The organism is Pseudomonas sp. 18173, from assembly GCF_050432945.1.
Taxonomy (GTDB): domain Bacteria; phylum Pseudomonadota; class Gammaproteobacteria; order Pseudomonadales; family Pseudomonadaceae; genus Aquipseudomonas.
On record NZ_JBKFTN010000005.1, the window covers coordinates 131,885 to 157,992 of the forward strand.

24 protein-coding genes are annotated in these 26,108 nt (G+C 60.7%); 12 read left to right on the forward strand and 12 right to left on the reverse strand.

Annotation, left to right across the window (positions count from 1 at the left end):
• Positions 1-112: 112 nt before the first annotated feature.
• Complete coding sequence (locus tag ACLD1X_RS07640; RefSeq protein WP_429366795.1) at positions 113-937, forward strand: SDR family oxidoreductase; 825 nt, start codon at positions 113-115, stop codon at positions 935-937.
• Positions 938-1,064: 127 nt separating this feature from the next.
• Here ACLD1X_RS07640 and gbcB read toward each other — a convergent pair whose 3' ends face one another.
• A complete protein-coding gene (gene gbcB, locus ACLD1X_RS07645; protein ID WP_429366796.1) occupies positions 1,065-2,165 on the reverse strand; it encodes a glycine-betaine demethylase subunit GbcB in 1,101 nt (366 codons plus the stop codon).
• Between the two features lie 295 nt (positions 2,166-2,460).
• Here gbcB and gbcA point away from each other — a divergent pair, with 295 nt between their 5' ends.
• Complete coding sequence (gene gbcA, locus ACLD1X_RS07650) at positions 2,461-3,756, forward strand: glycine-betaine demethylase subunit GbcA (protein WP_429366797.1); 1,296 nt, start codon at positions 2,461-2,463, stop codon at positions 3,754-3,756.
• Positions 3,757-4,527: 771 nt separating this feature from the next.
• On the opposite strand, the gene ACLD1X_RS07655 is transcribed toward gbcA, so the two are convergent.
• The 8 genes from ACLD1X_RS07655 to ACLD1X_RS07690 form a co-directional block, all read right to left on the reverse strand.
• The gene (locus ACLD1X_RS07655) at positions 4,528-5,733 is read right to left on the reverse strand and encodes a retroviral-like aspartic protease family protein (RefSeq protein ID WP_429366798.1); all 1,206 of its coding nucleotides are present in this window, start codon (positions 5,731-5,733) and stop codon (positions 4,528-4,530) included.
• A gap of 173 nt (positions 5,734-5,906) precedes the next feature.
• Positions 5,907-6,473 carry an N-acetyltransferase family protein gene (locus tag ACLD1X_RS07660; RefSeq protein WP_429366799.1) on the reverse strand — a complete coding sequence of 189 codons (567 nt, stop codon included), beginning with the start codon at positions 6,471-6,473 and terminating at the stop codon, positions 5,907-5,909.
• A 122-nt stretch (positions 6,474-6,595) separates the two neighbouring features.
• Entirely contained in the window at positions 6,596-7,366 is a 771-nt protein-coding gene (locus tag ACLD1X_RS07665) for an electron transfer flavoprotein subunit beta (protein WP_150672040.1), read from the reverse strand.
• A gap of 15 nt (positions 7,367-7,381) precedes the next feature.
• Positions 7,382-8,602, reverse strand: coding sequence for an electron transfer flavoprotein subunit alpha/FixB family protein (locus ACLD1X_RS07670; protein WP_429366800.1), 1,221 nt, complete (start codon positions 8,600-8,602; stop codon positions 7,382-7,384).
• The gene (dgcB, locus tag ACLD1X_RS07675; RefSeq protein ID WP_429366801.1) at positions 8,602-10,545 is read right to left on the reverse strand and encodes a dimethylglycine demethylation protein DgcB; all 1,944 of its coding nucleotides are present in this window, start codon (positions 10,543-10,545) and stop codon (positions 8,602-8,604) included. Before dgcB ends, ACLD1X_RS07670 begins: the two co-directional genes overlap by 1 nt.
• A 173-nt stretch (positions 10,546-10,718) precedes the next feature.
• Complete coding sequence (gene dgcA, locus ACLD1X_RS07680; protein ID WP_429366802.1) at positions 10,719-12,779, reverse strand: dimethylglycine demethylation protein DgcA; 2,061 nt, start codon at positions 12,777-12,779, stop codon at positions 10,719-10,721.
• A 15-nt stretch (positions 12,780-12,794) separates the two neighbouring features.
• Positions 12,795-13,325, reverse strand: a complete 531-nt coding sequence (locus ACLD1X_RS07685) for a DUF5943 domain-containing protein (RefSeq protein WP_020796073.1) — start codon at positions 13,323-13,325, stop codon at positions 12,795-12,797.
• Between the two features lie 79 nt (positions 13,326-13,404).
• Positions 13,405-14,382, reverse strand: a complete 978-nt coding sequence (locus ACLD1X_RS07690; protein WP_096514542.1) for a dipeptidase — start codon at positions 14,380-14,382, stop codon at positions 13,405-13,407.
• Between the two features lie 224 nt (positions 14,383-14,606).
• On the opposite strand from ACLD1X_RS07690, the gene ACLD1X_RS07695 reads away from it, so the two are divergent.
• The 4 genes from ACLD1X_RS07695 (at position 14,607) to ACLD1X_RS07710 (ending at position 16,232) form a co-directional block, all read left to right on the forward strand.
• Positions 14,607-15,008, forward strand: coding sequence for a lysozyme inhibitor LprI family protein (locus ACLD1X_RS07695; protein WP_429366803.1), 402 nt, complete (start codon positions 14,607-14,609; stop codon positions 15,006-15,008).
• 212 nt (positions 15,009-15,220) lie between these two features.
• On the forward strand, positions 15,221-15,475 hold the full coding sequence (locus ACLD1X_RS07700; protein ID WP_429366804.1) for a type II toxin-antitoxin system RelE family toxin: 255 nt from the start codon (positions 15,221-15,223) through the stop codon (positions 15,473-15,475).
• Positions 15,459-15,782, forward strand: a complete 324-nt coding sequence (locus tag ACLD1X_RS07705) for a helix-turn-helix domain-containing protein (protein ID WP_429366805.1) — start codon at positions 15,459-15,461, stop codon at positions 15,780-15,782. Before ACLD1X_RS07700 ends, ACLD1X_RS07705 begins: the two co-directional genes overlap by 17 nt.
• Positions 15,783-15,815: 33 nt before the next feature.
• Positions 15,816-16,232 (forward strand): DUF3010 family protein, encoded by a 417-nt coding sequence (locus ACLD1X_RS07710; RefSeq protein WP_429366806.1) that lies wholly within the window; start codon positions 15,816-15,818, stop codon positions 16,230-16,232.
• Between the two features lie 128 nt (positions 16,233-16,360).
• Here ACLD1X_RS07710 and ACLD1X_RS07715 read toward each other — a convergent pair whose 3' ends face one another.
• Entirely contained in the window at positions 16,361-17,305 is a 945-nt protein-coding gene (locus tag ACLD1X_RS07715; RefSeq protein WP_429366807.1) for a GlxA family transcriptional regulator, read from the reverse strand.
• Positions 17,306-17,498: 193 nt separating this feature from the next.
• Here ACLD1X_RS07715 and ACLD1X_RS07720 point away from each other — a divergent pair, with 193 nt between their 5' ends.
• From ACLD1X_RS07720 to ACLD1X_RS07745, 6 genes are all read left to right on the forward strand, one after another.
• Entirely contained in the window at positions 17,499-18,443 is a 945-nt protein-coding gene (locus ACLD1X_RS07720; protein WP_085716446.1) for a choline ABC transporter substrate-binding protein, read from the forward strand.
• 95 nt (positions 18,444-18,538) lie between these two features.
• Positions 18,539-19,426 carry a 3-keto-5-aminohexanoate cleavage protein gene (locus tag ACLD1X_RS07725; protein WP_103396696.1) on the forward strand — a complete coding sequence of 296 codons (888 nt, stop codon included), beginning with the start codon at positions 18,539-18,541 and terminating at the stop codon, positions 19,424-19,426.
• 142 nt (positions 19,427-19,568) lie between these two features.
• Positions 19,569-20,534, forward strand: a complete 966-nt coding sequence (locus ACLD1X_RS07730) for an L-carnitine dehydrogenase (RefSeq protein ID WP_095964145.1) — start codon at positions 19,569-19,571, stop codon at positions 20,532-20,534.
• A 124-nt stretch (positions 20,535-20,658) separates the two neighbouring features.
• The gene (locus ACLD1X_RS07735) at positions 20,659-21,135 is read left to right on the forward strand and encodes a thioesterase family protein (protein ID WP_429366808.1); all 477 of its coding nucleotides are present in this window, start codon (positions 20,659-20,661) and stop codon (positions 21,133-21,135) included.
• Between the two features lie 13 nt (positions 21,136-21,148).
• Positions 21,149-22,312: a gamma-butyrobetaine dioxygenase gene (locus tag ACLD1X_RS07740; RefSeq protein WP_429366809.1), complete on the forward strand. Its 1,164-nt coding sequence runs from the start codon at positions 21,149-21,151 to the stop codon at positions 22,310-22,312.
• A gap of 378 nt (positions 22,313-22,690) precedes the next feature.
• Positions 22,691-22,957, forward strand: coding sequence for a hypothetical protein (locus tag ACLD1X_RS07745; RefSeq protein ID WP_007995656.1), 267 nt, complete (start codon positions 22,691-22,693; stop codon positions 22,955-22,957).
• Between the two features lie 101 nt (positions 22,958-23,058).
• Here the strand turns inward: ACLD1X_RS07745 and ACLD1X_RS07750 are convergent, their stop codons facing one another.
• Together ACLD1X_RS07750 and ACLD1X_RS07755 are read right to left on the reverse strand one after the other, a co-directional pair.
• Positions 23,059-24,162, reverse strand: a complete 1,104-nt coding sequence (locus ACLD1X_RS07750; protein ID WP_007975492.1) for a GlxA family transcriptional regulator — start codon at positions 24,160-24,162, stop codon at positions 23,059-23,061.
• A 514-nt stretch (positions 24,163-24,676) separates the two neighbouring features.
• Positions 24,677-26,053 carry an L-serine ammonia-lyase gene (locus ACLD1X_RS07755; protein ID WP_429366810.1) on the reverse strand — a complete coding sequence of 459 codons (1,377 nt, stop codon included), beginning with the start codon at positions 26,051-26,053 and terminating at the stop codon, positions 24,677-24,679.
• Between the last annotated feature and the right edge of the window lie 55 nt (positions 26,054-26,108).

Sequence of the window (26,108 nt, forward strand, 5' to 3'; positions counted from 1 at the left end):
CTCGCTCCCACAAGTAAATCCCCCGCCGAATTTCCCCTGACCGTTCGCACCTGAAGTCTTGGTCTACATTGTCTGTCGATCCGTACAGATAACAACAATCAGGAGCGTACGCATGTCATTGCAAGGCAAAACCCTGTTCATCACCGGCGCCAGCCGTGGCATCGGCCGCGAGATCGCGCTGCGGGCCGCGCGCGACGGGGCCAATATTGTGATTGCAGCCAAAAGCGCCGAACCCCACGCCAAGCTGCCGGGGACGATTTTCAGCGTGGCCGAAGAAGTGGAAGCCGCAGGCGGCAAGGCGCTGGCGTTGCAGGTGGACGTACGTGAAGAGGATGCCGTCCGTGAGGCGCTGGCCCGGGCCAACGAACATTTCGGCAGTATCGATGCACTGGTCAACAACGCCGGGGCGATCAAGCTGACCGGGGTCCAGCACCTCGAGCTCAAGCGCTTTGACCTGATGCACCAGATCAACACTCGCGCCGTATTGCTGTGCAGCCAGGCTGCGTTGCCATACCTGAAGAAATCCAGCGGCCACATCCTCAACCTGTCGCCGCCGCTGAACCTGGCCACCAAGTGGTTCGCCCAATACAGCCCCTACACCGTGACCAAATACGGCATGAGCATGCTGACCCTGGGCATGAGCGAGGAATTCAGGAATTACGGCATCAGCGTCAACTCGCTGTGGCCACAGACGATGATCGCCACGGCTGCCATCGAGTTTCAGCTGGGATCACGGGAGTCGTTCAAGCATGCGAGGACACCGGCGATCATGGCGGACGCTGCCCATGTGATCCTGAGCAGCGCAAACCGCAGCCTGACCGGGCGTTTGCTGATCGATGAGGAAATACTGCGGGAAAACGGAGTGACCGAGTTCGAACACTATCGGTTCGCGCCCGACAGTAGCGACAAGCTGATGACGGACCTGTTTATCGATTGATCGCTCTCCTTGTAGGAGCGAGCTCGCTCGCGATGGACGACAGAACAACGCGGGGCATCAGGACGCCAGCATTACCGTTGACGTCCATCGCGAGCAAGCTCGCTCCTACAAGGGGCATCGATGTGGATCAGTACTCGATCCGCACGTCGCCTTTCGGCACGCTGCAGCACGACAGGATGAACCCTTCGGCTTCGTCTTCCTCGGTAATCCCGCCGTTGTGTTCCATCTCCACTTCGCCGCCCAGCTTCAACACCTTGCAGGTGCCGCAGATCCCCATGCCGCACGCTTTCGGAATCATCAGGCCGACCTTGGCCGCCGCCGCATGCACGGTCTCGCCCGGGGCCACGCGGATGCTCTTGCCCGAAGTGATGAACTCCACCTCGTGCAAGTCCGCCTCATCGACTTCCGGAGCCTCGGCAGCCTGTTCGGCATTCTCCACGGCATCTGCGATCGCCTCTGGCGGCGTGGCGCCGAAGGATTCCTCGTGATAGTGCTTCATATTGAAGCCGGCGTTTTCCAGCAGGCGCTTGACCGCGTTCATGTACGGCGTCGGGCCGCAGCAGAACACTTCGCGCTCAAGGAAGTCCGGAACCATCAGTTCCAGCATCTTGTGGTTCAGGTAACCGCGATACCCGGCCCATGGCTCACCGAAACCGTGTTTCTCGCAAATCAGGTGCAGGCTGAAGTTTTCGATCCGCGCCGCCATGTGTTCCAGCTCGCGGTGATAGATGATGTCTTTCGGCGAACGGGCGCTGTGGATGAACGCCATGTCGACATTGCCGTTGGTGTCGAAGAACCAGCGCGCCATGGACATGCACGGCGTGATGCCCACGCCGCCGCTGAGGTACAGCACTTTCGGGTTCGGGAAGTCGATGGCGTTGAACAGGCCCACCGGGCCGTGCACCGCCAGTTCGTAACCTTCATGCAGGGTGTCGTGCAGCCAGTTCGAAACCTTGCCGCCCGGAACCCGCTTGATGGTCACCGAGAAGCTGTACGGCACCGACGGCGAGCTGGAAATGGTGTACGAGCGCATGATCGGCTGGCCTTCGATCTCCAGCTCCAGGGTGACGAACTGCCCCGGCTTGAAGAAGAACATGATCGGCTGGTCGGCCATGAAGCAGAAGGTACGCACATCCCAGGTTTCCTGGATGACTTTGACGCAACGGACGATGTGCCGACCATTGGCCCAGGTCTGGGTGGTTACCGGGTTCAGGAAGTTATTGGACATGCTGATCTCCACGGCCGACTGCCGGCCTTCATGTTGGCGATTCTGCGTATAGCGCGAACCACCCATTTACCTATCTGCGACATTGACATGCTTATCGCGACCAGCCCCCAACTACCGGGGCTTGCGCGTCGGGAACAGATTGCACCATGTCGCCCATGGATAAGGTTCTGGCCTGCGCCGGCCCCACACTCGCCCCATACCAAGACACAACCTTTACACCTTGCGTAGCAACCCTGAACAGCACACCTGATTAGCCACTTTCGCCGGCCACGCAGATGGCCTTGAGGATAAAACGATGGACGTCACTACTACCCTGAGCCTGGGCGATCCGCTGGAACCCGCACGCAAGGCCACCGCACAGATGCTGCAAGAGCGCGAGCGCACGTTCTCGCTGCCGCAGCCGTTTTACTCCGACGACCGCCTGTTTGATATCGACATGCAGGAAATCTTTCAGAAAGAGTGGCTGATCGCCGGCATGACCTGCGAGATCCCCACCAAGGGCAACTACCTGACCCTGCAAATCGGCAAGAACCCGATCATCGTGATCCGTGGCGCCGAAGGCGTGGTGCACGCGTTCCATAACGTGTGCCGCCACCGCGGCTCACGCCTGTGCACCAGCGACAAGGGCAAGGTCGCCAAGCTGGTTTGCCACTACCACCAGTGGACCTACGAACTCGACGGCCGCCTGCTGTTCGCCGGCACCGAAATGGGCGCCGACTTCGACATGAACCAGTACGGCCTCAAGCCGGTGAACGTGAAGACCGCCGGCGGCTACATCTTCATCAGCCTGGCGGAGAACCCGCCGGCCATCGATGACTTCCTGTCGACGCTCAGCCACTACATGGAACCGTACGACATGGAGAACACCAAGGTGGCGGTGCAAACCACCTTGATGGAAAAGGCCAACTGGAAGCTTGTGCTGGAAAACAACCGCGAGTGCTACCACTGCAACGCGTCGCACCCGGAGCTGTTGAAAACCCTGCTGGAATGGGACGACGTCACCGACCCGCGCGCCGACCAGGCGTTCAAGGACCACGTAGCCGCCTCCGCCGCAGCCTGGGAAGCCGAGAAGATCCCTTACGCCCACGCCAGCTTCGGCCTGCGTAACCGCATCGTGCGCATGCCGCTGCTCAAGGGCACCGTGTCGATGACCATGGACGGCAAACAGGGCTGTGCCAAGCTGATGGGCCGCATCAAGAACCCGGACCTGGGCTCGATGCGCATCCTGCACCTGCCGCACTCCTGGAACCACTGCATGGGCGACCACATCATCGTGTTCACCGTGTGGCCGATCAGCGCTCAGGAAACCATGGTCACCACCAAGTGGATCGTGCACAAGGACGCGGTCGAAGGCGTGGACTACGACGTGGAGCGCATGCGCCAGGTCTGGGACGCCACCAACGACCAGGACCGTCGCCTGGCCGAAGAGAACCAGCGCGGCATCAACTCCACCGCGTACCAGCCTGGCCCGTACTCCAAGACCTATGAGTTCGGCGTGGTGAACTTCGTGGACTGGTACAGCGAACGCCTGCTGAGCAACCTGGGGGCCGAGCCTGCGCCGTACCTCAAAGGGGTTCCTGTTCAAGGCTAAATGCTTCCTGTAGGAGCGAGCTTGCTCGCGATGGATGCCTGAACACCGCGGATTGCCTGATACCCCGCGTTAACGTTCACGACCATCGCGAGCAGGCTCGCTCCTACAGTAGTTTGCCCTCTCCTTAAAACTGTACGAAATATGATCTATTTCGTTCAGGCCTATGCCAGCCGCACCTCCCAGCCTTCCGCGAACAAGTTATCCACACCTCCACCCACAGCTAATGGGGACAACTGTGGAAATGTCGCTGATTTTCTTCACTGAAACCAAAGAAAAACCGTGACTTATCCAGAAGCATGCTTCCATGGACAGGCTGGTTGTTTTTTGATCAACAACCTGAAGACCACGAATTACATAGCCTTCAGAGGATGGCAAACACCTTATCCACAGAAGCGCCAACAGACTTTGGGGTTAACTTCGCAGGCTCTGTGGAAAACCGCTGAAGCTCGCAGAAAACCGGTGTTTGCGTGATAGCTGATGGCACAAAACCGTCTTTTGATCATTTTTTGATCACAACCCTGCACACCGCTGTCTATAAGGCCTACAGACGATAGCGAACATCTTATCCACAGAAGCGCCAACAGAGATTGGGGGCAAGTCTGCATCAACGGCAGCACTTATCCCCTTGAAAAAGCTTGGAAAAACCAAGAGCCAGGGTGGTTGTTTTTTGTACGACGCCATGCAGGGCCTGCTCTATATGGGGTGTAGCGAGGGGCGAACATGTTATCCACAGATCCACCAACAGGGATTGTGGGTAAACACCAAAGTTGTTCAGACTTTATTGAGGCATGAGTGGCCTGTATCCAGGTCCAGGTTCAATTCGAAGTCTTTGAAGCCACGCCACCCGAGCAATATCGACGGGACGTATTGCCCGTCCACCAACGACGGCGGGATGGTAAAGCCCGGGTAATACTTGTAGCTGACCACCAGGGTGGCGCCTTGCAGGGCCAATACGCCGGTGAAGCGTTGAAAGTGCCTGTTGCCGCCGCTGTAACCGTTCGAGCCCCCCGGTGTCAGCGCCTGCACCACGCTGATTTGCCTGCCGGGCGACGCGGCCGTCAGGTAGTCGACATTTCCCGTATCGATGATGGCCTGCGTTGCCCGACGATCCAGCTGTGCGGCAACGACCAGCCGCTGGTTGAGATCCAGGCGGCTCAAGGCAATTGGCGCATCACAGCGCCCTGCAGGCGGCGGGTCAAGCTCCAGTGTTTGCCTGGTTATCTTCAGGCGCCCCAGCTTGCTGATCAGATCCAGCCCCAACAAATTATCCCGGTCGCTGACAAAGACCAGGACGTTCCTGAACTCACGGGTGCCAACTTTCAGCGAACCGAGAATTCCCAACCTGGCGGCCAAGCCGCTTTCACCATAAAACGTGCTGTAGCGATAATGAGCATCGGGCAACATCCTGATGCCCATCTGTTTCGCAGTCTCGATGTTGACCCGGGTTTGCGGTGCCCCGGTGTCCAGCACAAAACGCGCCGAGACACCGTTGGCCGTTCCGACCTCGATAAATGGCAGCGCTTGTTCAGCGATGTAGAAGTCATTGGCATAGGGATGGAGCTTAAGCACCTCATGTCGCGCCGGACCCTTGACCGAGAAATCGCCAGTCTTCGCCAGGATAGCCAGTGATTCGCTGCCAAACGTGGAGAACAGGGCATTCAGGTCGGCGTCGGCCGCAATCGCCCGGGCATGCTTGCCCTTGATGGCCAGGTAGTATTCGGGGATTTGGTTGGCGGCCTTGGTTTCGAACATCCTGGCCAGGACCGTTACCGAACAGCTGAGGTGCTGGTCGGCATCCAGCACCTTGTCGCACTGTTGCCGCAGCTGCGCCAGGGACGCGTTGCGCCCCTGATCGGTCTCCAGCCACTGATAAAAGTCCTGATCCGCGACAGGCACGTTTGCCGGGGCAGCAGACAGCAAGCCTGTGGATACCCACAGGGTCGATGCAAAAAACGCCAGAAGAGCGAAAGTCTTCATGTTCAAGCCAGTCATAAACACCAGGGTTCATGAGTCAGCGCTGAACGTCTGAAAACTCCCGAAAGCCTGTCGCACCCTTGATCAGCGCATTAAAAACTGTAGCTCAGCGCCCTCGTCAACGTGGGACGAGGGGGCGTGGCGTTGTGGATAACCGTCGCTGCCCTCGATCGAGCTCAGGGCCTGTGCATAAGATAGGCGTCACCGGTGACGCGGATCATTGGATGCGGGGTGACCTGGCAGGTTTTGATGATCCCGAAACCATGTCGCTCGTAAAAGCGTCGGGCACCCGTGTTGGCGGCATAATCGATCAGGCTAAGGCCATTGAGGCCCAGTCGTTCGGCACGCTCTTGGGCATGGGCGAGAAACTGCACGCCCAGCCCCCGATTGCGCCAGCCTTCATGCAAGGCCAGGCTGGAGATGTAGAGGGTGTCGGGCACTTCCATGTCGGCGTAAGGCGCCAGTACCGGGTCGGTGGTCGGCACCGCCAGTGGGTCGTGGCGCATCACGTAACTGTGCATCATGCCAACGACCTGGCCATCGGCTTCGGCAATCAGGCAGTTCTGGTAGGAGAAATCCACGTCGTCGCGGGCATAGCGAATGGCGCCGACGTCCAACAGATCCTGGCCGGGCTCTGCGATCTGGCTCCAGATGTAATCTGAAGCGCCCTCGGATGAAATCTGGAACAACCGCGCAATCTCACGCGCATCCGCGCGCACTGCCGAACGAAATTCAACTGTCATTGCTTTTCCTTGTGGGAGCGAGCCTGCTCGCGAATACGGTGGGTCAGGCAATATTCATGTCGACTGATACACCGCCTTCGCGAGCAGGCTCGCTCCCACATGGGTGCTTCAGTGATTGTTCGTCAGCGAACCACGCCTTCTTCGATCAGAAGTTTGAGGATCGCTTCAGCCCCAGCTTGAGCGGTAACGCCCTTGAGCACTTGTCCGCCTCCGCCACTGGCTTTCGCCGTTGCGGCTTTCATGCGATCGGCGCCGCTCTTGGCCTTGATCACCTTCAGGCGCTTGGGGCGTGGCTTGGCCGGTTGCAGGCTGGCGACCGCAAGCAGTTCATCATCGATGACTTCAACGTCCTGCGCTTGCAGCACGCCGCGCCGCGCCGGGCCGTAGGCGCTCTGACGAGGCTTGGGCGCTGCGTTATCCACAGTCGCCAGAAACGGCAGGCGTACCTTCAGCCGACGACGTTGACCGCGTGGCAAGGCTTGCAGCACCAGCGCCGAACCGCCATCGATGGACTCGACCTGCGCCAGCCCCACCACCAGCGGCCAGCCCAGGCTTTCGGCCAGCAGGAAGGGCAACATGCCCGAGCCTTCGCCGGTTTCCGCCTGGCTGCCGGTCAACACCACCTGAGCACCGGCATCACGCAGGTACTCGGTCAGCGCCGGCAGCGCATCGGCGCCTTGCGGTTGCTCCAGCACATGCAGTTGCTCGAGCCCCATGCCCAGATAAGCGCGCAAGGCAGGCTCGGCAATGTCGCCAGCATGCAGCACCTGCAAGTTATCCCCAGCCAGTTGCAGGCCCAGTTCTACTGCCCGCGCATCCTGTTCCGCGCGACGCGGCCGACCGGATGTCGGGTGGGCGCCGATGGACACCAGGCTGATGATTTTCGTGCTCATAACCCTTTCCTTCCCTTAAGCCGCATCGCGCTTGGCGTCGTTGCGGTAAGCCTCTACCGCCTCGATCAAGGCTTGAAGAATCTCCGCGCTCTCGCCGATCACCGAGAGGTCCGCACGCTTGATCATGTCGCAACCAGGGTCGAGGTTGATCGCCACCACCTTGTCGCAGGCACCAATGCCTTGCAGGTGCTGGATCGCCCCGGAAATCCCCACCGCCACATAGACCCGTGCCGTGACCCAGGTGCCGGATGCCCCGACCTGACGGTCGCGGGCCATGAAGCCGTCGTCCACGGCCACCCGCGATGCACCTTCGGTGGCGCCGAGGGCTTCGGCGGTCCTGTGGAAAAGTCCCCAGTCCTTGACCCCGTTGCCGCCGGAAAAAATGAACTCCGCTTCGGCCATCGGAATCGCCGCCGGGTCCACCGCCACCGCGCCCAGGTCTTCGATGCGCGACAGACTGCGCGCGATGGTTGTGGATAACTCAACCGGCAACACTTCATGACGGGTTTCGCTGACCGGTTCGGCGCACTCGGCAGCCGCCAGGATCAGTCGTGCCAGCGGACGGGCCAGGTCTTGCAGACCCGCGCCGGCGCGACCGATGCACTCCTGATCCTTGACCTGCCAGACCCGCGTGGCCGGGCGCTCGCCCAGTGCCGCGGCAAAACGCCGGCCGAGTTCACCGCCGCCGCTGCGGCTGTCCGGCAGCAACCAGTGACGCGGGCTGAACTGGTTATCCACAGCCCGCAGGCCCTGGACCCGTTGCTCCGGTGCATAACCGTTGAATTCTTCGCCTTCCAGCACCAGCAGGCGGTCGACGCCTGCCGTGGCGAAAGCGTTTTCCTTGTGCTCGCCGAACACCACGGCCAGCACTGCGCCGTCCTTGCCCGCCAACTGATGGGCCAGGCCCAGCAGGTCGCGGTCGTGACTGCTCAAGCGACCGCCGACCATGTCCGGCACCACGCTGATGTAGAACGCCGGCGCGGCCACCTGATGCAATGGCAACTGCACTTCGACGGCGGCCGAGCGTTTAGTCGCCCCGCCCTGCTGGGCGCCGCTGCGATCGATGCGCTTGATGCCGTTGGGGCCGATAAAACCGATCCCGTGGGGATTCTTGCGGATGACGCCGTTCGGCCCCATCCAGCTGTGTTGCGCCGGTTGCATGGCCGCGTGCAGTGGGTGCAGACGGTTGCGGGCGATCCATTCGGCCCGCGGGTCGCGGCGGATAATGTCGCTCATCAGTGGGCCTCCGCAGGTTCGCGCTTGACGGGTGTCTTGGCGGGCGCAGCGTCTTCAAGCAACGCATCAGCCACCAGTTCGGCAATGTCCTTGATCAGCGGACGCGGTTCGACCACGCCTTCAAGCATCGCGGTGCATTGTGGACAACCCACAGCCACCAGTTCGGCACCGGTTTCGCGGATGTCTTCCATGCGCATGTCGGGAATGCGTTGCTTGCCGGGAATGTCGGTGATCGGCGCGCCGCCACCACCGCCGCAGCAGCGGGAGCGGAAACCGGAGCGCTGCATTTCTTTCACTTCAATCCCGAGGGCGCGCAGTACCTGACGCGGCGCCTCGTACTCGCCGTTGTAGCGGCCGAGGTAGCACGGGTCGTGGTAGGTCACGCTGTCGCCTTTGTGCTGACCGAGATTGAGCGCGCCAGCATCGATGATTTCCGCCATGTAGGTGCTGTGATGCTGCACCAGGTAGTTGCCATCGAAGGCGCCGTATTCGTTTTTCAGCACGTGGAAGCTGTGCGGGTCGCAGGTAACGATGCGGTTGAAACTGTATTTGGCCAGGGTCTGGATGTTGCGTTTGGCCAACAGCTGGAAGGTCGCTTCATCGCCCAGGCGCCGCGCCACGTCACCGCTGTCGCGTTCTTCGAGGCCAAGCACGGCGAAGTCGATTTTCGCCGCCTTGAGCACTTTGACGAATGCACGCAGGGTGCGCTGGTTACGCATGTCGAAGGCACCGTCGCCAACCCAGAACAACACGTCGGTGGATTTCTTTTCGCTGAGCAGGTTGAGGTTCAGGTCAGCCGCCCAGTTCATCCGCCCGCCCGGCGCGAAGCCGCCCGGGTTGTCGGTGGCGATCAGGTTTTCCAGGACTTCCGCGCCCTTGTTCGGGGTCGCGCCTTTTTCCAGGGTCAGGTGACGGCGCATGTCGACGATGGCATCGACGTGCTCGATCATCATCGGGCACTCCTCGACGCAGGCGCGGCAGGTGGTGCACGACCACAGGGTCTCGGCGTCCACCAGGCCGTTGACGATCGGCTGATGCGGGTTACCGGCGTGTTCGCCAATGGCTTTGCCCGGATATGGACTGCCGGCGAACTTCGCATCGGTGCCACCGGCCAGGCCGACGACCATGTCCTGAATCAGTTTTTTCGGGTTCAGTGGCTGGCCGGCAGCGAAGGCCGGGCACGCCGCTTCGCATTTACCGCACTGCACACAGGCGTCGAAGCCGAGCAACTGGTTCCAGGTGAAATCCTTGGGTTTTTCCACGCCCAGTGGCGCGCTCAGGTCGTTCAGGTCGAGCGGTTTCAACCCCGTGGAACGACCACCGCCAAAGCGTTCGGCGCGACGGTGCCAGGCCAGGTGCAGGGCACCGGCGAAGGCGTGCTTCATCGGCCCGCCCCAGGTCATGCCGAAGAACAGCTCCGACACGCCCCACAGCACGCCAACCCCGAGAATCGCCGCCACCAGCCAGCCGCCAAAGTTTTCCGGCAGGATCCCGGCCACCGGCAGGGTCACCAGGAAGAACGAGGCCGAGAACGCCAGCAGGCTTTTCGGCAGGCGCATCCACGGGCCTTTCGACAGGCGCGACGGCGGGTTGCGCCGACGCAGGTAAACAAAGATCGCGCCGACGAACATCACCGCCGACATCAACAACAGGGCATAGCCAAGAAAGCGGTTATGCAGGCCAAAACCGTGCACCAGAATCGCCAGCACGACGGACGCTACCGCACCGCCAGCCGTGGCGACGTGGGTATTGGCAATGTATTTGTCCCGCGCCACCACATGGTGCAAATCGACCATGTAGCGCTTGGGCATGGCAAACAGGCCGCCGATCAGGTCGACCTTCGAGGCCCGGCCCCGGCGCCACATGTTTACCCGCCGCAATGCGCCCAGAACCGCAAGGCCCAGGGCAGCGAACAGCAGGATTGGAAGAAGGGTGTTCAACATGGTGAAGCTCCCAAAGACCTCGGGCTTAACTACCTGAATGCCTTGCTCGACTCCCTGTAGGAGCGAGCTTGCTCGCGATGGGCGTTAACGATGGCGCGTGCGGTCTGGAAGAACGCGGCGCCTTCAAACTCATCGCGAGCGAGCTCGCTCCTACAAGGGTTATGTGCAAGCTCTTAGAAATCCTTGCACAGCCGCAACGCGTCGTAGATCGCCGCGTGTACGTTACGCTGGGCCACGCAGTCACCGATGCGGAACAGCAGGTAACCGTCGCCGCTCTGCTCCAGGCAAGGCTGCGGCTTGATCGCGAACAAGGCTTCGACGTCGATCTGGCCTTTGTTGCGCGAGCCTTCCTTCAGCGCGTAGTAGATTTCTTCGTCCGGGCGCACGCCGTTTTCCACGACCACCTGGTCCACCACCCGCTCCTCCTTGGCGCCGGTGTATTCGTTTTCCAGCACCGCCACCAGCTTGTCGCCTTCGCGGTAGACCTTCTCCAGCATCATGTCGCCGGTCATGATCACTTCTTTCGGGTACATGCTGCGGTAGTAGGTCGGGAACGACGTACCGCCAATCGCCACACCAGGCTTGATGTCGTCGGTGACGATCTCGACCTGGCTGCCCTTGTCGGCCAGGAAGTCGGCGGTCGACATGCCGGTGAACTCACAGATGGTGTCGTAGACCAGTACGTTCTTGCCCGGCGCGACCTTGCCATCGAGCACGTCCCAGCTGCTGACCACCAGGCCTTCGGCCGCGCCCCAGTGTTCGTTCTGTTCAAGATACGGGTGACCGCCAACGGCCAGCACCACCACATCCGGACGCAGGTCCATGATGGTCGGCGCATCCGCCGCGGTGCCCAGGCGCAGGTCGACTTTCAAACGCGCCAGTTCCAGCTGATACCAGCGGGTGATACCGGCGATCTGGTCGCGCTGCGGCGCTTTCGACGCCGTGGTGATCTGCCCGCCGATGAATTCCTTCTTCTCGAACAGGGTCACGTCGTGGCCACGTTCGGCAGCCACACGAGCGGCTTCCATCCCCGCCGGGCCGGCACCGACCACTACCACCTTGCGTTTTTTACCGGTGGTTTTCTCGATGATGTGCGGCAGGCCCATGTATTCACGGGAGGTCGCCGCGTTCTGGATGCACAACACATCCAGGCCCTGGTACTGACGGTCGATGCAGTAGTTGGCACCGACGCACTGCTTGATCTGGTCGACCTGGCCCATCTTGATCTTGGCGATCAGGTGCGGGTCGGCGATATGGGCGCGGGTCATGCCGACCATGTCGACGTAACCGCCCTCCAGAATGCGGGTGGCCTGGTTCGGGTCCTTGATGTTCTGCGCGTGCAGCACGGGAACCTTGACCACTTCCTTGATACCGGCCGCCAGGTGCAGGAACGGCTCCGGTGGATAACTCATGTTCGGAATCACGTTGGCCAGGGTGTTGTGGGTGTCGCAACCCGAACCCACGACGCCGATGAAATCGAGCATGCCGGTGTCGTCGTAATACTTGGCGATCTGCTTCATGTCTTCATGGGACAGGCCGTCCGGGTGGAATTCGTCACCGCAGATACGCATGCCCACGCAGAAGTCGTCACCCACCTCGGCGCGCACGGCCTTGAGCACTTCCAGGCCGAACTTCATGCGGCCTTCGAAGGTGCCGCCCCATTCGTCGGTACGCTTGTTGACCCGAGGGCTCCAGAACTGGTCGATCATGTGCTGGTGCACGGCCGACAGTTCGACGCCGTCCAGGCCACCGGCCTTGGCGCGACGCGCCGCTTGCGCGTAGTTGCCGATCACCCGCCAGATTTCTTCCGGCTCGATGGTTTTGCAGGTAGCGCGGTGCACCGGTTCACGTATGCCGGACGGCGACATCAGCGTCGGCCAGTTGAAGCCGTCCCAACGGGAGCGACGGCCCATGTGGGTAATCTGGATCATGATCTTGGCGCCGTGCTTGTGCATGGCGTCGGCCAGATTCTGGAAGTGCGGAATGATGCGGTCGGTGGACAGGTTCACCGAACTCCACCATTCCTGCGGGCTGTCGACGGCGACTACGGACGAACCGCCGCAAATCGCCAGGCCGATCCCGCCCTTGGCCTTCTCTTCGTAATACTTGACGTACCGATCGGTGGTCATGCCGCCGTCGGTCGCGTAGACCTCGGCGTGCGCGGTACTGAGCACGCGGTTACGGATGGTCAGTTTGCCAATTTGAATTGGCTGGAACATTGCTTCGAAAGCCATGGCGGGTTCCTCGACTTACAACGGCTTGACGGTGAACAAGCCGTCTTCGTGGCCCTCTTCGGAGCCACCGTAGACTTGCTCTGCCACGGTGCGGATCTTGCTGCCGCGAGCGGCGAGGATCTGGTCCATCGCGCCGGCAAACCAGCCGGTGAACATGTAGTCGACCTTGCGCCCGACCTTGCCGTACACGTAGACGAACGCCGAGTGTTCGAGCTTGACGCTGCAGGTGCCTTTGTCGAGGTCGATGTCCTGGATCTTGAACAGGCCCCAGCCACGCTGCGACAGGCGCTTCATGTAGTGCTCGAACACCGCGACGCCTTCCAGGCCGTGGCATTCGGCTTCTTTTTCACACCAGTGCCAGGCGGACTTGTAGCCGGCCTTGTAGAGGATTTCGGCATAGGCTTCGGCGCCCAGCACTTCCTCGATGCCCATGTGGTTGTTGACGAAGAAGTGGCGCGGCACATACAGCATCGGCAGGGCGTCAGAGGTCCAGACACCGGTTTCGCTGTCGACTTCGATAGGCAATTGCGGGGCGATCTTGGCCATGGAAACTTAACTCCAGAAGAATTTTGGTATTGCCCCCGGCGCGGATGGCCGGGGGGAAAAGAATCAGAAGTGCTGCGGCTTACTCGCCCCAGACGTCCTTGAGAACGTTGACCCAGTTCTCGCCCATGATCTTGCGCACTACACGCTCGGAGTGGCCGCGCTTGAGCAACGTCTCGGTCAGGTTCGGGAACTCGCCCACAGTGCGGATGCCCAGCGGGTTGATGATCTTGCCGAAGCTGGTCAGGCGGCGGGCGTAGCCCTTGTCGTGGGTCAGGTATTCGAAGAAATCCTGGCCATGACCCTGGGTGAAGTCGGTGCCGATACCGATGGCGTCTTCGCCGACGATGTTCAGGGTGTATTCAATGGCTTCGGCGTAGTCGTCGATGGTCGAATCGATGCCCTTGGCCAGGAACGGTGCGAACATGGTCACGCCGACGAAACCGCCGTGGTCGGCAATGAACTTGAGTTCTTCATCGGACTTGTTGCGCGGGTGCTCCTTGAGCCCCGACGGCAGGCAGTGGGAGTAGCAGACCGGCTTCTTCGACTCGAGGATGACTTCTTCGGAAGTCTTGGAGCCGACGTGGGACAGGTCGCACATCACGCCGACACGGTTCATCTCGGCGACGATTTCACGACCGAAGCCCGACAGGCCGCCATCGCGCTCGTAGCAACCGGTGCCCACCAGGTTCTGGGTGTTGTAGCACATCTGCACGATACCGACGCCCAGCTGCTTGAACACCTCGACGTAGCCGATCTGGTCTTCATAGGCGTGGGCATTCTGGAAGCCGAAGAGGATACCGGTCTTGCCCTGCTCCTTGGCCTTGCGGATGTCGGCGGTGGTGCGTACCGGAATCACCAGGTCACTGTTCTCGCGGATCAGCTTCTGGCTGGCGGCGATGTTGTTGACAGTGGCCTGGAAGCCCTCCCACACCGACACGGTGCAGTTGGCTGCGGTCAAACCGCCTTTGCGCATGTCTTCGAACAGTTCACGGTTCCACTTGGCAATAATCAGCCCGTCGATAACGATGCTGTCGGCGTGCAATTCGGCTGGGCTCATCAGGCTGTCCCCTTATTAGCGATTCATGCGCCGAATCGTCTGCCGGCGCTTTGGGGCCAGCATATGCCTGAGGACCGAGGCAACCGGGTGCAAAAACGACAGGGGGTTTGCCGAAAGCGTCAATCCGCGACAAAGGGTCGTAGTCAGGCACTATCACCGACCTGTTCAAGGCCCTCGGCTTGGGCCAGAATTCGCCGCATCACTGAAATAGAGCGGCGACCTGAATGAAATCCATCCTTCTGGCTTTGGCATTGATTGCGACCGGCGCACACGCAGCGCAGGAGTCCGACGACAACCCGTGCGACAAAGTCGAAAACGACGTCCAGACCCTCGAGTGCTCGGCCTTCAGCAAAACCACCGCCGAAGACCTGCTCAAGGAAAACTTCCAGGGCCTGACCGATCGCATGCAGTCGCAATACGGCAAAAGCCCGTCGCAACTGGCCGACATCACGGCCAAGCTCAAGACCGCCCAACAGCAATGGCTCAAGACCCGGGACGCCGACTGCGCCGTCGAAGCCTTCCCGGCCACCAGTGGCAGTAAGGCATTCACCATTGCCCAGAATGATTGCATTGCGCGAATGAGTGACGAACGGTCGGAGTTTTTGGAGTCGATTGGGCAGGAGTAATCCTGATTCGACCGGCGAAAACGGGTAGCGCCATCAGCTATCACCCTCAAAAAAGACTATTCCCACAGTTATCCCAGACCAATCCCACATGTCCTTGCCGATAGGAGCGTTGACGCTCCTATCGGCGCAATAGCCTGACAAGATTTGTTTGTTGGCCAGCCAAAAAATATAAGTAAAGATTCGCAAATCTTATAAAAGACTTATATTCTTCCATGAACAGCATTCACTGGACTCGAAAGGCCGTTAAGCAACTCTTGAGATTGCATTCCGTTCACCAGATTCAGGTTCGTGATGCCATCACGGCGCTCGCTGACATGCCCGACGTAAGTCAGGTCAAGGCACTGGTTGGTCATGACTACGCTTATCGACTGCGTGTCGGTAATTACAGGGTCATGTTCAATTGGGATGGCGCGATCAAAGTGGTCAGTATTCAAGAGGTCAAAAAACGCGATGAACGCACCTACTGACGTTCAGATCATCAATGACGAAAACGGCAATCCCGCGTTCGTCGTCATTCCCTACGCGCAATACATCGCGCAGAAAATCGAGCCCGACCTTATTCCTCACGAGGTGGTGAGCCGTATTGTCGATGGCGCCACCCCTATCCGCGCCTGGCGCGAACACTTGAATCTTACACAGGACGAAGTGGCCAAACGCATGGGCATTACCCAGCCGGCTTTCGCCCAGCAAGAAACAGTCGCCAAGCCTCGCAAGGCCACCCGCGAAAAAATCGCTGCGGCATTCGGCATCAACGCCAGTCAGCTTGAGTTGTAAGCTGCTCACCTTCTGTCACTAACGGGATTCAACATGAAAGTCTGCGGCATCGAAATCAAAGGCAGCGAAGCGATCATCGCCGTGGCCACCCTGAACGGTCAGGCCTTGAGCCATGTCGCGATCGCCACCAAGAAAATTGCCCTGGACGATGACGACGAAGCCGCCAACGTCAAAGTGTTTGCCGCTCAGGTCGCTTCGTTTATCCGTGAGAATTCCATCGACCGCATCGCGATCAAGAAGCGCAGCAAGAAAGGCGAATTCGCCGGTGGGCCGACCACGTTCAAGATCGAAGGGGTTTTCCAGTTGCTGGAGAATTGCGAAGTGACCTTGCTGTCGCCGCAGGCCATCAATGCGCAGGTCAAGAAGCACAATGTCGAACTGCCGGGGACGCTGAACAAATATCAGCATGAGGCTTATAAGGCTGCCTGCTCGGCGTTACTGAAAAAGTAACCTTCAACCCTGTAGGAGCGAGCTCTGCTCGCGATGGACGTTAACGATTACGCGTGTTGCCTGAATGAACGCGTCGCCCAGGCGTTTTTCGCGAGCAGAGCTCGCTCCTACAAGGGTTCTGCGGGTGGTTATGCCTTGGCGGTACGCCGATCCTCTCGTGGGCACCGCTCGTATTTCGCCCTATAACTGCGGGTGAAATACGACGGCGATTCAAACCCGCAGGCAATGCTCACTTCCAGCACGCTCATGTCGGTCTGGCGCAGCAACTGCCGGGCTTTCTCCAGCCTTAAGCGCAGGTAGAAATTGCTCGGTGTGTCGTTCAGGTGCAACCGAAACAGTCGCTCCAGCTGCCGCCGCGTCACCTTGATCAATTCCGCCAGTTCCAGCGTACTCAGCGGCGGTTCGCTGTGCTGCTCCATCTCGCCGATCACGTGCACCAGCTTCTTGTTGCTGATGCCATAACGCGTGGCGACCTCCATGCGCTGGTGGTCTTTGCGCGGGCGGATGCGGCCGAGCACGAATTGTTCGCTGACCTGGATCGCCAGCTCGGGGCCGTGGGCCTGGGCGATCAGGTCGAGCATCAGGTCAATGGAAGCGGTACCGCCGGCGGAGGTGATGCGCCGGCGGTCGATCTCGAACAACTCCTGGGTGACGCTGAGCTGTGGATAGGATTCCTTGAAGGCGTCGATGGCTTCCCAGTGCAGGGTCAGGCGATGGCCGTCGAGCAAACCCGCCTCGGCGAGGATGAAGCTGCCGGTGTCGATGGCGCCGAGGGTCACGCCTTCGTTGTCCAACCGACGCAGCCAGTGCTCCAGCGCCGGGGTGGCGAATTTCAGCGGTTCGAACCCGGCGACCACCAATAGCGTCGCGCCTTTTTTCAACGGTTCCAGCGCCGCATCGGCGTTGACCGACATGCCGTTGCTGGCCAGCACCGCCCCACCGTCGGCGCTCAGCACATGCCAGCGATAGAGCTCGCCGCGAAAGCGGTTGGCGACCCGCAACGGCTCGATGGCCGAGATAAACCCGATGGCCGAGAAACCCGGCATCAACAAGAAGTAGAAATCCTGGGACATGGAGCGCACTCGGTTGCCGGTAGCGTGAGGACGTTGATACGCCTGTTGCTCGCGGCATTCAAGAGCACAGGTCGCTGCAGTGCAAGAGTCAGTCGCCGCAGTGCGCTTTCATGGGCGCTTAGCTGCGTAACTTGGCATCACCGGCGCATCAGACACCGGAACTCACAATAAACGAACTGCCGAGGAACCCGAGATGAAACGACTGATCAGCAGCTGTGTTCTTGCACTCAGTGGTACCGCTTTGCTGAGCGCCAGTGTCATGGCCGCCGAACCCGCCGCGTGCCAGAACGTGCGCATGGGTGTAGTGAACTGGACCGACGTGATCGCGACCAGCGCCATGACCCAGGTATTGCTCGATGGCCTCGGTTACAGCACCAAACAAACCAGCGCCTCCCAGCAAATCATCTTCGCCGGGATCCGCGATCAGCGTCTGGACCTGTTCCTCGGCTACTGGAACCCGCTGATGACCCAGACCATCACCCCGTTCGTCGACGCCAAACAGGTCAAGGTGCTTGAAGCGCCAAGCCTGCAAGACGCCCGCGCAACCCTCGCCGTGCCGACCTACCTCGCCGACAAGGGCCTGAAAACCTTCGCCGACATCGCCAAGTTCGAAAAAGAACTGGGCGGCAAGATCTACGGCATCGAGCCTGGCTCGGGCGCCAACACCCAGATCAAGGCAATGATCTCCAAGAACCAGTTCGGCCTCGGCAAATTCCAGCTGGTCGAGTCCAGCGAAGCGGGCATGCTCGCGGCGGTGGATCGCGCCGTGCGTCGCAACGAAGCCGTGGTGTTCTTCGGCTGGGCGCCGCACCCGATGAACGTCAACGTGAAAATGACCTACCTCACCGGCAGCGACGACGCCCTCGGCCCGAACGAAGGCAAGGCCACCGTGTGGACCGTCACCGCACCGACCTACGCCGAACAATGCCCGAACGTCGGTCGCCTGCTGAGCAACCTGACGTTCACCGCCGAAGACGAGAGCCGGATGATGCAGCCTCTGCTGGATCACAAGGACGCTTTCGAGTCGGCCAAGCAATGGCTCAAGGATCACCCGCAGGACAAAAAGCGCTGGCTTGAAGGCGTGACCACCTTCGATGGCAAACCGGCCGCTGAAAACCTGCAACTGACCAGTAAATAAACCCGAACGAACCACCGTCTCGCAGCCCCAACGGGCTGCGAACGGGATCACTACGCCTGGCCAAAACCAAAAACTCGCCTGTAAGGAACCGCCAAATGAACCACGACGTCATCATCACCTGCGCACTCACCGGTGCTGGCGACACGACCGCCAAGAGCCCACACGTGCCGGTCACCCCGAAACAGATCGCGGCCGCCGCCGTGGAAGCCGCCAAGGCTGGCGCCACCGTGGTTCACTGCCATGTGCGCGACCCGCAAACCGGCAAGTTCAGCCGTGACGTGGCGCTGTATCGCGAAGTGATGGAGCGTATCCGCGAGGCGGACGTGGACATCATCGTCAACCTCACCGCCGGCATGGGTGGCGACCTGGAAATCGGCGCTGGCGAGAACCCGATGGAGTTCGGCCCGAACACCGATCTGGTCGGCCCGCTAACCCGCCTGGCCCACGTCGAAGAGCTGCTGCCGGAAATCTGCACCCTGGATTGCGGCACCCTGAACTTCGGCGACGGCGACACCATCTACGTCTCCACCCCGGCGCAACTGCGTGCTGGTGCCAAACGCATCCAGGAGCTGGGCGTGAAAGCCGAGCTGGAAATTTTCGACACCGGCCACCTGTGGTTCGCCAAGCAGATGATCAAGGAAGGCCTGCTCGACAACCCGTTGTTCCAGCTGTGCCTGGGCATCCCTTGGGGTGCGCCGGCGGACACCACCACCATGAAAGCCATGGTCGACAACCTGCCGGCCGACGCGGTCTGGGCCGGCTTCGGTATCGGTCGCATGCAGATGCCGATGGCAGCACAAGCGGTGTTGCTCGGCGGCAACGTGCGGGTCGGGCTGGAAGACAACCTGTGGCTGGACAAGGGCGTGCTGGCGACCAACGGCCAACTGGTCGAGCGCGCCACGGAAATCCTCAGCCGCCTCGGTGCCCGCGTCCTGACGCCGGCGGAAGGCCGCAAGAAAATGGGCCTGACAAAACGCGGTTGAGCCTAAACAACTTTCCCCCTGTGGGAGCGAGCCTGCTCGCGATAGCGGTTTACCTGCCTCAAATGATGCATCGGATGTACCGACGTCATCGCGAGCAGGCTTGCTCCCACAGTTTTTTCCGAGCCAAATTCAGGAAATCACCATGAGCTTTATCACCGAAATCAAAACCTTCGCAGCGTTAGGCAGCGGTGTCATCGGCAGCGGCTGGGTATCCCGCGCCCTCGCCCATGGCCTGGATGTAGTGGCCTGGGACCCGGCTCCCGGTGCCGAAGCGGCCCTACGCAAGCGTGTCGCCAACGCTTGGGGCGCCCTGGAAAAACAAGGTTTGGCACCGGGTGCATCGCAGGATCGCCTGCGCTTTGTCGCGACCATCGAAGAGTGCGTGCGCGATGCCGATTTCATCCAGGAAAGCGCCCCGGAACGGCTGGAACTGAAACTGGACCTGCACAGCAAAATCAGCGCGGCGGCCAAGCCCAATGCGTTGATCGGCTCCAGCACCTCCGGCCTGTTGCCGAGCGAGTTTTACGAAAGCGCCACACACCCGGAACGCTGCGTGGTCGGTCACCCGTTCAACCCGGTTTACCTGCTGCCACTGGTGGAAGTGGTCGGCGGCAAGAACACCGCACCGGAAGCGGTGCAAGCGGCGATGAAAGTCTATGAGTCCCTGGGGATGCGCCCGCTGCACGTGCGCAAGGAAGTCCCGGGTTTCATCGCCGACCGCCTGCTCGAAGCGCTGTGGCGCGAAGCGCTGCACCTGGTCAACGACGGCGTGGCGACCACCGGCGAAATCGACGATGCAATCCGCTTCGGCGCCGGTTTGCGCTGGTCGTTCATGGGCACGTTCCTGACTTACACCCTGGCCGGTGGCGATGCCGGCATGCGCCACTTCATGGCGCAGTTTGGTCCGGCATTGCAGTTACCCTGGACTTACCTGCCGGCACCGGAACTGACCGACAAGCTGATCGACGACGTGGTCGATGGCACCAGCGATCAACTGGGTAAACACAGCATTTCGGCGCTGGAGCGCTATCGTGATGACTGCCTGCTGGCAGTGCTGGAGGCGGTGAAGACCACCAAAGAGAAGCACGGGATGGCCTTCAGCGAGTAATCAGTCAGCAGGCCCGGCCCCTTCGCGAGCAAGCTCGCTCCCACAAGTCATGCGCGGTCCTTGTGGGAGCGAGCCTGCTCGCGAAAGCGGCAGTCCAGTCACCATCAATGTTGGAACTAACATCATGCCCACCCTCACCACCTACCAGACCACCATCATCCCCGACTGGGTCGACTACAACGGCCACCTGCGCGACGCCTTCTACCTGCTGATTTTCAGCTATGCCACCGACGCGCTGATGGATCGCCTGGGCCTGGACAGCAACAGCCGGGAAGCCAGCGGCAACTCGCTGTTCACCCTCGAACTGCACCTGAACTACCTGCACGAAGTGAAGCTCGACGCCCAAGTCGAGGTGCATACCCAAATCATTGCCCACGACAGCAAGCGCGTGCACCTCTATCACAGCCTGCATCTGGTCGGTGACGCCCAGGAACTTGCAGGCAACGAACAGATGCTGCTGCACGTGGATCTCGCCGGGCCGCGTTCGGCACCGTTCAGCGAGCAGTCCCTGAGCCGGCTGCAAGCCATCGTCGCCGAACAGGCGGACCTGCCAGCACCTGCGTACATTGGCCGAGTGATCGCATTACCCCCAAAAAAATAACAAGGAGATCGCCATGAACACCGCCGCTGCATTTGCCGACTTTCGTACCTATCCGTTGATCAGCGCGCTGACTGGCGTGCAGACCCTGGCGGACCGTGTTCTGGTGAAGTGGGCCGACGATCGCGTCAGCCCTTTCCACCATCAATGGCTACGGGACAATTGCCCGTGCCCGCAGTGCGTCTACACGGTGACCCGCGAGCAAGTGCTGGAAATCGTCGATGTGACTCAGGATCTGATGCCCGAGAACGCCAGTATCGACAACGATGGCTGCCTGGCGGTTGCCTGGCAGGACGGCCACCGCAGCCGCTTCGACCCAGGCTGGCTGCGCGCCCACGCCTATGACGATGAATCCCGCGCCGAGCGCCAGCAGCGCAAGCCTGTAGCCAGGCTCTGGCACAGCGATTTGCAGTTGCCGGTGTTCGAGTATCAAGCGCTGATGAACGACTCCGACGCCTTGCTGCAATGGTTGTTGGCGGTGCGGGATGTCGGATTGACCCAGGTCCGTGGCGTGCCCACCGAACCCGGTTCCCTGAAGCTCATCGCCCAACGGATTTCCTTCATCCGCGAGAGCAATTTCGGCGTGCTGTTCAACGTGCAATCCAAGGCCGACGCCGACAGCAACGCCTACACCGCCTTCAACCTGCCGCTGCACAGCGACTTGCCGACCCGGGAGTTGCAACCGGGGCTGCAATTCCTGCATTGCCTGGTCAATGACGCCGAGGGTGGCGAGAGCATTTTTGTCGATGGTTTTGCCATTGCCGACGCCTTGCGCCGGGAACACCCTGAATCCTTCAAAAGCCTTTGCGAAATCCCCGTGGAGTTTCGCAACAAGGACCGTCACAGCGACTACCGCTGTCTCGCGCCGATCATTGCCCTGGATGCCCTGGGGCAGGTATCGGAAATCCGCATGGCGAACTTTCTGCGCGGGCCGTTCGATGCCTCGGTAGAGCAGATGCCCAGGCTGTATGAGGCCTACCGGCGCTTTATCGCAATGACCCGCGAGCCTCGATTCAGGTTGATGCAGCGGCTCAATCCCGGCGAGCTGTGGTGCTTCGACAACCGCCGCACCCTGCATGCCCGCAACGCCTTCGACCCTGCCACCGGGGCACGGCATTTCCAGGGCTGCTATGTCGACCGGGATGAGCTGTTGTCACGGATCCTGGTGTTGCAGCGCTAGACCGCGTCATCTTTCTTCGCGAGCAAGCCCGCTCCCACATTTGATCTATGTCGTTCACAGAACCAATGTGGGAGCGGGCTTGCTCGCGAAGGCGGTACATCAATCAACACAAAGCCCACTGATTCACAGGCAAAAAAAGCCCCGACCAAGCCGTGACAGGATCGAGGCAGAGGGTACTGTTGAGGAGCTGCCATGCGAGGGTGACCAAACCTTCGTGAAGCGAGCTGAGTCCAGTGTGCCTACTCCCCTGCGGGCCAGGTTAGCCGAAAACGACATGCTCATAACCAATTGAGCCATTGCGACAAATCGCCCTTGCCGACACCCGGTACCCCCACCAGAATCGAACCACGACACCGTTCCCTGAAGAAGGATTGCGTCATGATGCACGCCGATTTGATAGACCAGGAAGACCTGTTGGGCCAGCTCAAGTCATTGGGTTTCGAAGTGCCCACCGGCGCCACCGCAGAGCAAGCCTGCGAGTGTGCGGTACGGGGTTTGAACGATGTACGGGCGATGACCCTGCGGACCATGGTCAAGCAGATGTACACCAGCAGCGCGACCATCCTGCCGGCGGTGCGCCAGGCGATCGACAAGCAGTTGTTGCCGGCGCTGGCGGAGTATCAGCAAAGCCACACAGGCCGATAAATCCATTCGCGAGCAGGCTCGCTCCCACATTCGACCGCATTCCTCTGCTGGAACTCGGTCAACTGTGGGAGCGAGCCTGCTCGCGATGAAAACGCCTCGGTCTAGAGCCTTACGCTGGCAAACGTCGACTCGTTACGCGCCTGGCTCAGCGCCGACAACGGCCCGGACAGCGGCGACAGCACCAGCGCTTGCGGCAGCGGCATCATCGCCACTTGTTGGGTAGTGTTGGAGCCAACGCGCTCATCACGCGGCGGAATGCCAAAGTACTCGCGGTAGCACTTGGAGAAGTGCGGCGTGGACACGAAACCGCAGACCGACGCCACTTCGATGATCGACATCGGCGTTTGCTTGAGCAGTTGCCGCGCGCGGATCAGGCGCAGCTTGAGGTAGTAACGCGACGGCGAGCAGTGCAGGTACTTCTGGAACAGTCGCTCAAGCTGTCGACGGGACACCGCGACATACACCGCCAGTTCGTCGAGGTCGATCGGCTCCTCGAGGTTGGCTTCCATCAGCGCAACGATTTCCTGCAATTTTGGCTGGTTGGTGCCGAGCATGTGCTTGAGCGGCACACGCTGGTGATCCTGTTCGTTGCGGATGCGCTCGTAGACGAACATTTCCGAAATGGCCGCCGACAGTTCACGGCCGTGATCGCGACTGATCAGGTGCAGCATCATGTCCAGCGGCGCGGTGCCGCCCGAGCTGGTGAAACGGTTACGGTCGAGGGTGAACAGGCGGGTGCTCATCGCTACCCGCGGGAAGGCTTCCTGCATCGCCGCCAGGCATTCCCAGTGCACGCTGCAATCGAAGCCGTCGAGCAGGCCGGCGCAGGCCAGGGCCCAGCTGCCGGTGCACACCGCACCGAGGCGGCGGGACTGGCGAGCCTGGCTCTGCAGCCACGAAACGTGTTCCCGGGTAACAGTGCGCTGAATACCGATACCGCCGCAGACGATGACAGTGTCCATTGGCGGGGCTTTGTGCATCGAGGCGTCGGGGGTGATCTGCAAACCGTCACTGGCCCAGACCTGACCGCCATCGACTGTGAGGGTGGTCCAGCGATACAGCTCGCGACCGGACAATTGGTTGGCCATGCGCAGGGGTTCCACTGCGGAGGCCAGAGAAATCAGCGTGAAATTGTCCAGCAGCAGAAAGCCGATGGATTGAGGCGCACGGTTCTGGGGTTGGGCCCCGGAGTTGAACGTCGTCATCGCGGTATCTCCTCACACAAAGCGGGTGATGGCCTCAGGCGGAGGCTCTTTTTATTGCCATCGTTCTCGCGTGGGAGACGGGCTTTGTAATGACAGAGCAATTGCCATGCCTAAATTTGAATGCGCGTTCAATAACTCCTAAAAACGACGTCGGAATGTGTCTATATATGACGCGCAGGGAGTGGGGATTTAAATGGCCATCAGGGCTGGCAAGCGCCCCGGCCCACGAGCTGTGAGCAATTCGGTAGCACTTGTGGGAACAGGGCTACGAGCGGCTGGAAAAGAGTGTCACCGCAGGCACGGGTGACGAATGGTCGAAGCCTTGAATGACTCCGACCGGAGGCAAGGCGATTTATCTATGAGCGACGCACTAAAAGGCGGCGCGGTTTCGAGCCGGTGTTCACTTGGTGCGCAGTTTTGACTGGTCTGCCGCCTTCGCGAGCAGGCTCGCTCCCACATTGGCATACATATCAACTGTGGGAGCGAGCCTGCTCGCGAAGGGACCAACTCGATCTCAGCACTCGACAGCGCTGACCGCCAACCCACCCCGCGATGTCTCCTTATATTTGTCATGCATGTCGGCACCGGTATCGCGCATGGTGCGGATCACCCGATCCAGCGAGATAAAGTGCTGGCCATCGCCGCGCAACGCCATCTGCGCCGCATTGATCGCTTTCACCGCCGCAATCGCATTGCGTTCGATGCACGGCACCTGGACCAGACCACCCACCGGGTCGCAGGTCAGGCCGAGGTTGTGCTCCAGACCGATTTCCGCCGCGTTGCACAGCTGCTCTGGCGTGGCGCCAAGAATTTCCGCCAGCCCGGCTGCCGCCATGGCGCAGGCCGAACCGACTTCACCCTGGCAACCGACTTCAGCGCCAGAGATCGAGGCGTTCTTCTTGCACAGGATTCCCACCGCCGCCGCAGCGAGGAAGTAGTCGACGACATTGGCGTCGGTCACCGCTTCGCTGAACTTCATGAAGTAATGCAACACCGCCGGAATGATCCCCGCCGCGCCGTTGGTCGGTGCCGTGACCATGCGCCCGCCGGCGGCGTTTTCTTCGTTGACCGCCAGGGCGAACAGGTTGACCCATTCCATGGCGCTCAAGGTCGAGCCGATCACGTTGGGTTTGTTCAATTCCTGCAAGCTGCGATGCAGCTTGGCCGCACGACGGCGCACGTTCAGCCCGCCGGGCAGGATGCCTTCGTGCTTCAGGCCTTGTTCGACGCAATCCTGCATGGCGCGCCAGAGTTTCATCAGGCCGCTGCGGATTTCCTCTTCGCTGCGCCAGACTTTCTCGTTGGCCATCATCAATTGCGCAACGCTCAGGTTGTGGCGCTTGCACAGCGCCAGCAACTCGACGGCGCTGGAAAAATCATAGGGCAGCACGGTGCGATCCAGGTCCACCACGCCGCTGGAGGCTTGTGCCTGATCGACGACAAAACCGCCGCCGACCGAATAATAGGTATCGCGATGAAACTCGCCATGGTCGTCTTCGACAATCAGGGTCATGGCGTTGGGGTGATACGGCAGGTTTTCGTCGATCAGGCGCATGTCCCTGGCCCAGATGAACGGTACCGACAGTCGACCATCGAGCAACAGCGTGTGGGTTTCGCGCAGGGCCTGGATGCGGATGCCGATTTGCGACGGATCGATCGCGTCCGGCCACTCGCCCATCAGGCCCATGATCACCGCGTTGTCACTACCGTGACCGATGCCGGTGGCCGACAACGAGCCGAACAGCCGGACTTCGACACGCTGCACCCGTTCCAGCAATCCGCGCTCGCGCAAGCCCTGCACGAACAACGCGGCCGCCCGCATGGGCCCCACGGTGTGCGAACTGGAAGGACCGATGCCGATTTTGAACAGGTCGAAAACACTGATAGCCATTACTGCCGAACTCCTGGATGGGCCCACTGCGCACGCAAAAACGCACGGTGACGGA